This window comes from Pseudoalteromonas sp. S554 (genome assembly GCF_005930865.1).
Classification (GTDB): domain Bacteria; phylum Pseudomonadota; class Gammaproteobacteria; order Enterobacterales; family Alteromonadaceae; genus Pseudoalteromonas; species Pseudoalteromonas marina.
On sequence record NZ_PNDV01000103.1, the window covers coordinates 16218 to 27681 of the forward strand.

An 11464-nucleotide genomic window follows, 5' to 3' on the forward strand; every position below is an offset into this window, starting at 1 on the left:
AAGGACTACTCCTTCTTTTTATTTAAAATAAATATGAGTACCGCTGTTAATATAACTAAGCTGGCGATAACAAATTCAACCGTTAATTGTTCTTGTAAAAAAATAACGCCTGCAAACGCTGCAACTACCGGCACACACAATTGCACAACCGCAGCCTGCGTGCTTTTAAGTAATGGCATTGCAACGTACCAAATACTATAGCCAATGCCAGAGGCTAAAGCGCCAGAAGCGCTCGCGAGTAAAATGCCTTGTATGGTAAGTGCGTTAAAGTAGCTCATACTAACAAGTAATAAGATGGGGAGCGCTACTAAACTTCTAATAAAATTAAACCCTGTCGTTCGCAATGGCGATACACATACTTTGCCACGTATACTGTAAATACCCCAAGCAACACCGCTTATGGCCATCAATCCCGCTCCTATTAGCGAGGGCACCGCCGCTGAGGGCAGCATCAAATAAGCAAACCCCGTAACAGCAATCAAAAAAGCAGCCCACTGCACGGCGCTTAATTGTTCTTTTTTATATATACCCCAACCAATCATCGTAAGTTGCACGGCTGAAAATAAAATCAGAGCGCCTGTTCCGGTATCTAACTCAACGTAGGCCACCGAAAAACTAAGTGCATAAACAAGTAAACTAATGCTACTTCGCCAACTCCCTGTATCACTTAAAATAGCATCATTAAATGACCCATTACGTTTTAGATTATAAGTATAAACGCTCATAATAATACCTAAACATGCAGCACCGCTTAATAAACGAATGATGGTAAAGTTATAGGGATCTATATACCCCTCAGCTAATGCCATTCGGCAAAATAAAGAATTGGCGGCAAATGCTATTAAAGCAATAAATGTATATATAGCTGCTTTCAAAATAATCCTTTTTAACCTAAATCTGGTTGTTAAATAATCTGTTTTTATGGGTGAGTAGTTAAATAACTTAAACTGCTATAAAAGTAAGTTATTTATACAGCATAAGGCAAAGTGTGCAAAAACTTTCAACTTAATAAGACCTTAACTTTTCGCTGTCTATTTCACACATTACTAAATTCACGCCTTATTCACATAGAACATGCATATTTACCTTAACGATGATATGGCTCTACGTTTTTTTACAATGTTTCACACTCTTGTTTAAAGTGAGTGTGTTAACCTGCTTAAGTAGATTAAAAGGAGTGCTGTGTGCGCAGAAGTATAATTTTAAGCGTTTGTTTTATTTTAAGTGGTTGTAGCTCTATAGGGTTTAACGACCTGTTTAACGATTACGCCACACAAATGACGCCAGTGCGAAATGCTATTGAAAATAATAACCCACAACAAGCTAAATCGTTAATTGCAGACAATAGCACTATACACAGTAGTTACTTGCTTAACCAACTTGAGCAAGCGCGTATCAACGACCTTACTAATTCAGCTGATAACGCTCAAAGCAAATTCGAAAACGTATATGCTCAAATGCAAACGAAACGCCAAGCTGCAAAGATTCAACTAAGTGCCGGGCTTGAACAAAGTAATGCATTATTTACGAATGACTCGGCAATTACCTATGTACCGCCTGCTTACGAGATGAGCATGCTTCATAGTTATAAAGCACTTAACTATGTTTATAAAAATGATATTGAAGGCGCACTGGTCGAAATTCGCCGAGCTAATAAAGTACAAGCCGATGCGCTTAGCGAGAATGAAGCAGAAATAGATTCAGAAAAAAATGAAGCGCAGCAGCATTATCCAAGTATGAATAATGTGACAAGAGATGTTAAAAACGGCTTTCAAAACGCATACACTTTTTACTTATCGGCTTTGCTTTACCAAAGTGCAAAACAGTTTGACGACGCCTACATAGACTACAAAAAAGCGTTAGCTATTCAACCAAATAATAAATATTTACAGCAAGATGTAATTCGCTTAGCTAAAAAACAAGGGTTTCATCAAGAATTTGACGAATACACACAACGTTTTGGCGAACTTAGCACTTTAAAGCCTAACCATGGTGAAGTAATCGTATTACTTGAACAAGGTTTCGTGCCCAAACAAACTGAATTTAAATTAAGACTACCGATTGATACAAGTAAAGGTGATGTTCGTTTTTATAGCCTTGCTATGCCCGTATATAAAGACAGTGCTTACATTAGCCCAATACAAAATGTGAATATTGCTGGACAAGAAGTAGCATTAGCGCCATTAGTTTATTTAGAAGCCCTAGCCGCTAAAACTCTTGAACAAGAAATACCAGGCAAAATTACACGCCAAGTATTACGGCTCATAACTAAAGAAAAAGTTCGCGCTGAGCTTGCGCGCAGCGCAGGAGATGTAGGCAACATTTTAGCCAATATATATAATTTAGCGTCAGAGCAAGCCGACACCCGAAGCTGGCTTACATTACCAAATCAAATTTCTGTAGCGCGTCAAAGTCTGACAGCAGGTGAACATATATTAAATATAGGCAATCAACCGCCTATTAGTTTTACCGTTAGTAAGCAAGGGTTAACTTTAATTTACCTAACCTCTATTAATAACTATTTTAACTACCATGTAGTTCAACTCTAGGAGACACCATGAAATACATAGTGCCAATGTGTGCCGTTTTATTGCTAAGTGCTTGTGCAACACAGCCTGACACATCAGGTATAGCGGTTGAACAAAATAAAGGAAATTTTAATGATCAACTTAGAGTGGATAACCCTGATTTAGGTGAAAAACTCGCCATTACCGACGTTAAAACGCGTCAAACAAATCAGTTAACGGATGTCGTGGTTACCCTATCTAGCCAATATAAAAAGTCACAATATTTACAGTATCAATTTAAATGGTTTGATAAAGATGGATTTTTGATTAAAGGAAATCATTCACCGTGGCAGCCATTAACTTTATTTGGTTTTGCTAATACACAATTACCAGGTTTAGCGCCTAGCTCTGATGCTGTTACATTTTCACTAGCAGTTAGAAAAGTATCAACTGAATCTCAAGAATTTAAAGATTAAAGGAAACTATTATGAACACGACATTTAAAACAGCATCCACCTACGCATTGGTCGGGCTCAGCGCATTGATCTTAAGCGGCTGTGCTAACAAAGCCGTAGTTAGCTATGGTGACGCTCAAGCAGTTGAAACAACTGATATAAATTTTGGTTCTACCGATTTACAAAAAGTCGCGAGCCAAATGACCGACTCATTACTAAGCTCGCCAGTGGTGGGAACCATGACTCAAAATAACCGTCCTGTTGTGTTTGTGGAACGTATTAAAAACAAAACCAGTGAGCATATTGATACAGAATCAATCACTGATTCTATCTCTACGCAAATGCTACGCAGCGGTAAGTTTCGCTTTGTAGACATGACACGTGTAGAAGCTGTACGTGAACAGCTAACCTTTCAAAACGAAGATGCATTAGTGAACCCAGCAACAGCGGTTGCATTTGGACAACAAATTGGTGCTCAGTACATGTTGTATGGCAACTTATCAAGTATTGTTAAAACAAATGCAGATAAATCAGACGTATATTATAAATTCACAATGCGTTTAATGGATATGAAAAGCGGACTTATTGAATGGGCGGACGAAACTGAAATTCGCAAAACCAAAGAAAAATCAACCTTTGGCTGGTAAGCCGATAGGAGTAAGTTATGAAAGCAATTGCTGTAATTATGTGCGCTTTACTTACATTAAGTGCACCCACTTTTGCCAAATACGAGCGAAATAAAGCCGTAGCAGTTCAAAAAGTGTTGTTTGGTGACATTAAATCAGTACGAAACATCAGCGAGCAAGAACTAATACAAGACAAAAAGAACGGCTGGAAAACGTTTGGTGGCGCACTTATTGGTGGTGTTATTGGTAATCAATTTGGTGGTGGCAGCGGTCGTGCTATAGCCACAATTTTAGGCTCAGTTATCGGTGGTAGTGTTGCTAACAATAGTCAGCAAGGTAGCTATTACAAACAAACTCAGTTAGTTGAATTACTAATTCAGGTAGAAAATGGCGACCAATTTATGGTAGTTCAAGACCTAGACCAAGGTATGCGATTTCACAAAGGCGATAATGTGAGGTTAGTTTATTTAGGCGATAATACCGTAAGAGTAGATAAAGCATATTAATAACACGCCTTTAAAAACAAAAACGAGCCAACAGGCTCGTTTTTTTATAAAGTTTTATAATTGGCGATAATCTTTAAAGAAACGCTGCATTTTTTGCATGGCGTCAGTTAAGTCATCTTTATTAGGTAAAAATACTAACCTAAAGTGGTCAGGCTCTGGCCAATTAAACGCACGCCCATGCACTAATAATATTTTTTCGGCCTTGAGCAAATCAAACATCATTTGCTCATCGTTTTTTACATTAAAGTGTGCAGTATCAACCTTGGCAAACGCATATAAAGCGCCTTTTGGCTTTTTACAGCTAATGCCTTCAATCGCATTTAAACCGCGCCATGCAATATCACGTTGTTCGTATAATCGCCCGCCCGGATTAATTAAGTTATCAATTGATTGCACACCACCTAATGCCTGCTGAATTGCATATTGGGCAGGTACATTAGCGCATAAACGCATTGACGAGAGTATATCTAACCCTTTACTTAAGTCGTCCATGGCTGATGTTTTACCACTTAAAACCATCCACCCCATTCTTAGCCCAGCAGCACGGTAAGTTTTAGCTAAACCATTAAAAGTAATCATTGGCACATCATCACACAATGAAGCAATTGAAGTGTGGCTAACTCCATCGTATAAAATCTTTTCGTAAATTTCGTCGCTTAACAACAGTAACTTGTGCTCTCGCGCAATATCTATTAATTGCTTAAGCAGGTCATCACTGTATACCGCACCAGTAGGATTGTTCGGATTAATTAACACCAAGGCTTTGGTTTTAGAGGTGATTTTACTTTTTATGTCATCTATATCAGGAAACCAATCTTGCTCTTCATCACATAAATAATGAACGGGATTACCGCCCGCTAACTTAACTGACGCAGTCCACAACGGATAATCTGGCGCGGGGATAAGCACTTCATCATCGTTGTTAAGCAAAGCTTGAGTGATCATTTGGATTAGTTCACTTACCCCATTACCAATATAAATGTTATCAACGTCTAAGTTGTTTAACCCACGTTGTTGATAATGCTGGTACACAGCTACTCTGGCTGAGTAAAGTCCTTTAGAGTCACAATAACCTTGGGCAGAATACAGGTTACGGATAATATCGCGATGCATATCTTCAGGCATATCAAAACCAAATGCAGCTGGATTACCGATGTTTAATTTTAAGACTTTTTGACCATCGTCTTCCATTTTTTTAGCTTGAGCTAAAACAGGCCCACGAATGTCATAACATACGCCTTCTAATTTATGACTCTTTTTTATATCTGACATTTTACCTCTACTCGCTGGCGCCTGATGACCTTTGTAATTTGAGTTTTATAAGCAGGGTCTATTTTATCTAAACAATAAAAACCCGGTTGCCTACTAGACTAACCGAGTAAATATATAACACCAGTAAATTTAACAGCTTAAAACTGAAATTAATTCACGTTAACTATTGTGCATCTAACCATTGTTTAAATTTTGTTTGAGAGCCTTCTACCTGTGGCATTAAGTTGGCACAAGCATCCATCGCTTTAGCTAAGTCATCATTAACTAAGCTTAACTCTATGGTGCGCGAAACATCAGCTAAACTAGACGCACCAAACTGCGCGGCATTTGATTTTAAACTATGAGAATGACGAATCGCTGCCTCTTTATCTTTACCAATGGTTGCCATAACTTCAGAGCCCAGACGTTCAAACTCGGCACAACAAAAATCAAGCGTATCAGCAAACTGCTCGCCCAATAAAGATTTCATATTCTCTAACGCTGATGTATCTATGGTAATGTCTGTCATTATTTAATTCCTTCAACTATCCATGTTCATTGTATTTGATATAACTACTGTATATTGATAAATGAAAAAAAACCAACTTAATTGCTTTCATAAATGTATAATTTACAAGTTAATAATAGAGAGAAAATTTTTAAAATGGCACGCATTCTTTGTACTCGTTGTAATTTTGCGCTTAATACCTGTGTATGCAGCGCTATTGAAACAATAACTAACAAAGTTAAAGTTATTATTCTACAACACCCCAGCGAAGAAAAAATAGCAAAAAACACGGCTAAATTACTCGACTTAAGTCTAATTGATTGCGAAATCATCAAAGGTGAAAACAGTGCTGACTTTAGTATGTTAAATAGTTTGCCAAAAGAATCAACAGTACTGCTTTACCCAAACGAAAACGCCACCTGCCTAGATGAACCAAGCTCCACAAAACATAAGCACATCACTCATTTAATTGTGATCGATGGCACATGGAAAAAAGCCTATAAAATTTTGCAACTCACCCCTGCACTCAATCAATTTAGAACAGTGAGTTTTAATAAACTACCTAAAAATCGTTATACAATACGTAAAGCACCCCGTGCCGATAGCCTCTCTACACTTGAAGCCGTTGCTCATAGCTTAAGCTTAATAGAACATTTAAACCCAGAGCCTTTGTTTACTTTATTAGAAGAATTAATTAATAAACAAACCCAACATATGCCTGAGCACGTAAAAGCACGTTACTTAAATTAAATTTAGCTTTTGATAAACAGATGCGACATTACCCAAATAGATTAAAACGAGGATTTACTCGTCAAGGCCCCGACTATCGCTTTGATGACCAAGTTGATTTTAGCGATATAAGAACCACGTTTGGGTTTAGATCAATGGTCGTTGGTAAATGGGTAACCAAAGAAGAGCGCTATATTAGCGCTAATTTAATTTACGATGCGCTGGCCGACCTGGCGCAAATACTGCACTTACCACCTAAAGCAATTGGTCTGCGCGGAAAGTTAAATTTTGCATTTGGGCACGGTGGTCAAAAAGGTGTGCAAGCGCATTACAATGCAGGCAGTCAAACATTAGCACTTGCTAAAAATGCGGGCGGTGGTGCGCTCGCGCATGAGTGGTTTCATGCATTCGATCACCACATTAGTGAACATTTATTTAAAGTAAAACCACGCTATGGATTTGCTTCAAAGCTTTGGCTTTCAAATACACCAAATTTAATGCACCCACTCAATGACGCATTAAATAGTTTTTTCAAAGAAGTATTTTTAGATGCAAGTGGCGAAAATGCCAATGAATTTGTGCAAGCATGTATTAAACACGACCAAGCCCATAATATGAATTATATGAGTATGCCTGAAGAAATTGCAGCTCGCTGTTTTGAAGCCTGTATATATGCACACCCAAACATAAAAAACAGTTTTTTGGTGGCCGGTTTGCAATCCAGTAATTTAATATACCCACCAGCACAACATACCACCAAGGCAAATAAAGCGCTTAACCACTATTTTCAACTATTGGGTTATGCGCTTCATAATTTACCCGATAAGGTTTAGCTGTTTTCATCACTTATGCGACTTGCAACTGCGCTACTCTGGTCTTTGTATTTAGCATCTTTACGAATGTTATACGGGTTTTCACAAGGCCCTGAGAGCATTTCGAAACTCATAGCGCCAATTTTCATCATTGGGCGCAGCGCTAAGGGTAATTTTCCTGAGTTGTAAAACTCTAATACAATATTACCGCTCCAGCCGGGATCAATTCGGTGTGCTGTTACATGCACCATCAAACCTAAACGCGCAAGCGATGAACGCCCATCCAACCACCCTACAATATCGGCAGGTAGCGTTACTTTTTCATAAGTGATTGCAAGCGCGAGTTCACCTGGGTGTAAAAAAAACGCTTCACCGTCTGCAAGCTCAATTTCCTCACTCATGATTGATTCCATGGCTTTATTGAGTTGATCCTTTGGACCACTTAAATCAACGTAGGCTGCATTATGGGCATTGAACGTTCTAAATTTATTACCAAGACGTAAATCTGCTGTCACACCCGATATCATCTCACTACTCGGAGCAGGCTCTATAACTATTCGGCCATCTTTTAGGTGTTCTTTAATATGTGTATCTGAAAGTCTCATGCTTTTAATCTTCTGTAATCACAATTTCTATGCTGTTGTGATGCTGTTGATAATATAGCGTGCTGGCTATAAGCCTAGCTGCTGCGCTGTATGTTTTGCTTATTGCCGCATCGTTATCGCTAGCAATAAGTTTTCCTTGCTCAGAGTACTCTCTAATATCAATGGCAAGGGGAATATGGCTAAGTACCGGAACGCCATGCTTGTGGGCTAGTTTTTGTGCACCCTCTTTGCCAAATACATGGTTTGCCTCACCGCAGTGGCTGCAAACGTAATGGCTCATATTTTCTATCAAACCAAGTACTGGCACATTTACTTTATTAAACATTGCAATGCCTTTTTGGGCATCAGCGAGTGCTAAATCTTGAGGCGTAGTTACAATAACAGTCCCACTGGCAGGTACTTTTTGACTCATGGTAAGTTGTATATCACCTGTACCTGGGGGCATATCTACAATTAAATAATCGAGCTCGCCCCAATCAGTCTCGTTCAGTAATTGACTAAGTGCACCCGATGCCATTGGGCCTCGCCATACTGTTGCGTCATCACTGGGTACTAAAAAGCCGATAGATTGGGCTTTAATGCCATTGGCATCAAACGGTAGTAATTGTTTGTTATCTTTTGTTTTTGGCTCAGCACCAACAAGGCCCAACAACATTGGTATTGAAGGACCATAAATATCAGCGTCTAAAATACCAACTTTTGCTCCCTCAGCTTTTAATGCACCCGCTAAATTAACAGCTGTAGTCGATTTACCTACCCCACCTTTACCTGAAGCAATAAGTACAATGTGTTTAATTCCTTTAAACTTTGCAGGCTCTTGAATATCAACCTTAGCCTTTATTGAGATTTCAATATTTAAAACATCACGGACATGCTGCTCTACAAGGGGGATTTCTGATTGCGCAGCAAAAGGTAAAGTAAGACTAATTTGTAATGATTTATCGTCGTTTTCAGAAGTTGACTCAATAAAGCTTTCGTCAATTCCTACGGCAAAGGCCGCACTACGATAAGCCGCTAAAGCAGCAATAATCGGTTGTTTTTGCACCGATTTAGAAGAGAAAAGTTTCGACAGTCCAAACATAGCAATTAAATAGCGTTTCTTTGATGAAAAGTGCCTCGGAATTATGTAACATTCAGGTCATTAACACCAGTCAATTAATAAAAATCCATAAGCAGTGTGCGCGCATAGCCACCTGTTTATAGATAAATTAATGATAACAGCCGTTTAAATAGTAAAAACGGTATTTTATCCTCAATTCGGAATGATTATGGCACAGCGAAAGATCCTGATTACCAGCGCATTACCTTATGCAAATGGCCCAACCCACTTAGGTCATTTATTGGAATATATTCAAACTGATATTTGGTCACGTTTTCAAAAACTTCAAGGCCATGAAACGTATTATGTTTGCGCAGACGATGCCCACGGCACACCAATCATGCTTAATGCACAGAAGCAAGGGATCACACCTGAAGAAATGGTAAAAAATGTGAGCATTGAACGCCAACGCGACTTTGCTGATTTCAACATTAAGTTTGACAATTACCACAGCACGCATAGCCAAGAAAACAAAGAATTTAGTGAATTAATATACAACCGCTTAAACGACGCGGGCCATATAAAAAAGCACACTATTTCGCAATTGTTTGACCCAGAAAAAGGCATATTTTTACCTGATCGATTTGTAACCGGTACTTGCCCAACGTGTAAGTCTGAAGATCAAAATGGCGATAGCTGTGATTCGTGTGGCGCAACTTACAGCCCAACCGAATTAATAAACCCGCGCTCTGTTATGTCAGGTGCCGAGCCTATTTTGAAAGATTCTGAGCATTACTTTTTTGACCTACCAGCATTTGAAGGCATGCTTAAAGAATGGCTACACTCAGGTACTATTCAACAAGAAATGGCTAACAAGCTAGACGAATGGTTTACTGACGGCTTACAACAGTGGGATATCAGCCGTGATGCGCCTTACTTTGGTTTCGAAATTCCAAATGCCCCAGGTAAATACTTTTACGTATGGCTAGATGCGCCAATTGGTTACATGGCCAGCTTTAAAAACCTGTGTGATAAAAAAGGGATTGATTTTGACGCATTTTGGGCTGAAGGATCAGAAGCAGAACTTTACCACTTTATTGGTAAAGACATTATTTACTTCCACAGCTTATTTTGGCCAGCCATGCTAGAAGGCGCTAAATTTAGAAAACCAACTAACGTATTTGCACACGGGTTCGTTACTGTAAATGGCGAAAAAATGTCTAAGTCAAAGGGCACGTTTATTAAAGCGCGTACCTACCTAGACAACCTAAATCCAGAATACTTACGTTACTATTACGCTGCAAAATTAAACAGCGGTATTATCGATCTTGATTTAAACCTAGAAGACTTTGCACAACGTGTTAATTCAGATCTGGTTGGTAAAGTCGTTAATATAGCGAGCCGTTGCGCAGGCTTTATTACCAAAAAGTTTGATGGAAAATTAAGCGCAACCATTATGCAACCAGAGCTTCTCGAAGAGTTCCAAGCTGCTGCGCCAAGTATTACCACCCATTTTGAGAACCGTGAATACAGTCGCGCAATTCGTGAAATTATGGCCCTTGCCGACAAAGCAAACCAATTTATTGATGGCGCAGCACCATGGGTATTAATTAAAGACGAAACTAAGCAACAAGAAGCTCACGATGTGTGTTCGCTTGGCCTTAACTTGTTCCGTGTTTTAATTACCTATTTAAAACCAGTACTACCGGCTATGGCCCAAAACGTAGAAGCGTTTTTAAACGATGATCTTGCTTGGGATGCAGTACAGACGCCACTAGTAAGCCACTCAATCAATAAATTTAAACCGTTAATGCAACGCGTAGAAATGGACAAAGTAAACAAAATGGTTGAAGAATCTAAAGAAAGCCTAGAGCCTAAAGTAACAATTGATCCAAATAGCCCTCTTGCAAAAGAACCTATTAGCGAAGAAATTGAGTTTGACGATTTTGCAAAGGTAGACCTTCGTGTTGCTAAAATTGCAAAAGCAGAGCATGTAAAAGGCGCCGACAAACTACTGAAGCTAACCCTTGATTTAGGCGGCGAAACGCGTCAAGTATTCGCAGGCATTAAATCAGCATACGCTCCTGAAGATATTGAAGGTAAGCTAACAGTAATGGTTGCAAACCTTAAACCGCGTAAAATGCGTTTTGGTATGTCTGAGGGTATGGTACTTGCTGCAGGCCCTGGCGGAAAAGAAATTTATATTCTTAATCCTGACGACGGATCAGAACCTGGAATGCGTGTAATGTAAATTTACACATATGAATAAAAAAACCGCTGACTCTGAAGTGACCCCAATAAGTTGGACTCATTTCTAAGCGGCAACCAAGGCCTGATTTCGATATTGTATCGGACTCAGGCCTTTTAGTTTTAGCTTAATGCGTTCGTTGTTGTAATATTCGAGGGTTTCTTAGAGGTTGTCTAGG

The 11464-nt window shown here is 39.1% G+C and carries 12 protein-coding genes and 1 pseudogene; 7 read left to right on the forward strand and 6 right to left on the reverse strand.

The features are described 5' to 3' along the window. Positions 1 to 5: 5 nt before the first annotated feature. Positions 6 to 875: a DMT family transporter gene (locus CWB65_RS17895; protein WP_008131498.1), complete on the reverse strand. Its 870-nt coding sequence runs from the start codon at positions 873 to 875 to the stop codon at positions 6 to 8. Between the two features lie 309 nt (positions 876 to 1184). Between CWB65_RS17895 and CWB65_RS17900 the strand changes: the two genes are divergently transcribed. From CWB65_RS17900 to CWB65_RS17915, 4 genes are read left to right on the forward strand one after another with little or no spacing between them, the layout of a single operon-like run. Further along, positions 1185 to 2549 (forward strand): COG3014 family protein, encoded by a 1365-nt coding sequence (locus CWB65_RS17900; protein WP_008131496.1) that lies wholly within the window; start codon positions 1185 to 1187, stop codon positions 2547 to 2549. Positions 2550 to 2557: 8 nt separating this feature from the next. Then, on the forward strand, positions 2558 to 2983 hold the full coding sequence (locus CWB65_RS17905; protein WP_008131494.1) for a YcfL family putative periplasmic lipoprotein: 426 nt from the start codon (positions 2558 to 2560) through the stop codon (positions 2981 to 2983). An 11-nt stretch (positions 2984 to 2994) separates the two neighbouring features. Continuing rightward, complete coding sequence (gene lpoB / locus CWB65_RS17910; protein ID WP_008131492.1) at positions 2995 to 3609, forward strand: penicillin-binding protein activator LpoB; 615 nt, start codon at positions 2995 to 2997, stop codon at positions 3607 to 3609. 17 nt (positions 3610 to 3626) lie between these two features. Next, complete coding sequence (locus CWB65_RS17915; protein ID WP_138741136.1) at positions 3627 to 4094, forward strand: outer membrane lipoprotein; 468 nt, start codon at positions 3627 to 3629, stop codon at positions 4092 to 4094. A 54-nt stretch (positions 4095 to 4148) separates the two neighbouring features. On the opposite strand, the gene CWB65_RS17920 is transcribed toward CWB65_RS17915, so the two are convergent. Continuing rightward, on the reverse strand, positions 4149 to 5366 hold the full coding sequence (locus CWB65_RS17920) for a pyridoxal phosphate-dependent aminotransferase (protein ID WP_006792184.1): 1218 nt from the start codon (positions 5364 to 5366) through the stop codon (positions 4149 to 4151). Positions 5367 to 5529: 163 nt separating this feature from the next. Further along, positions 5530 to 5874 (reverse strand): Hpt domain-containing protein, encoded by a 345-nt coding sequence (locus CWB65_RS17925; RefSeq protein ID WP_006792185.1) that lies wholly within the window; start codon positions 5872 to 5874, stop codon positions 5530 to 5532. A gap of 135 nt (positions 5875 to 6009) precedes the next feature. On the opposite strand from CWB65_RS17925, the gene CWB65_RS17930 reads away from it, so the two are divergent. Together CWB65_RS17930 and CWB65_RS17935 are read left to right on the forward strand one after the other, a co-directional pair. Further along, positions 6010 to 6603, forward strand: coding sequence for a tRNA-uridine aminocarboxypropyltransferase (locus CWB65_RS17930; RefSeq protein WP_138741137.1), 594 nt, complete (start codon positions 6010 to 6012; stop codon positions 6601 to 6603). Between the two features lie 20 nt (positions 6604 to 6623). Then, positions 6624 to 7415 carry a CLCA_X family protein gene (locus CWB65_RS17935; RefSeq protein WP_138741138.1) on the forward strand — a complete coding sequence of 264 codons (792 nt, stop codon included), beginning with the start codon at positions 6624 to 6626 and terminating at the stop codon, positions 7413 to 7415. On the opposite strand, the gene dcd is transcribed toward CWB65_RS17935, so the two are convergent. Together dcd and apbC are read right to left on the reverse strand one after the other, a co-directional pair. Beyond that, positions 7412 to 7999 carry a dCTP deaminase gene (gene dcd, locus CWB65_RS17940; RefSeq protein ID WP_006792188.1) on the reverse strand — a complete coding sequence of 196 codons (588 nt, stop codon included), beginning with the start codon at positions 7997 to 7999 and terminating at the stop codon, positions 7412 to 7414. The genes CWB65_RS17935 and dcd overlap by 4 nt on opposite strands. Positions 8000 to 8003: 4 nt before the next feature. Further along, on the reverse strand, positions 8004 to 9080 hold the full coding sequence (apbC, locus tag CWB65_RS17945; RefSeq protein ID WP_138741139.1) for an iron-sulfur cluster carrier protein ApbC: 1077 nt from the start codon (positions 9078 to 9080) through the stop codon (positions 8004 to 8006). Between the two features lie 187 nt (positions 9081 to 9267). Between apbC and metG the strand changes: the two genes are divergently transcribed. Beyond that, a complete protein-coding gene (metG, locus tag CWB65_RS17950; protein WP_058429002.1) occupies positions 9268 to 11289 on the forward strand; it encodes a methionine--tRNA ligase in 2022 nt (673 codons plus the stop codon). A 63-nt stretch (positions 11290 to 11352) separates the two neighbouring features. Here the strand turns inward: metG and CWB65_RS17955 are convergent. Further along, positions 11353 to 11442 (reverse strand): annotated as a pseudogene (locus CWB65_RS17955) (IS3 family transposase); the annotation flags it as partial. Positions 11443 to 11464 lie beyond the last annotated feature (22 nt).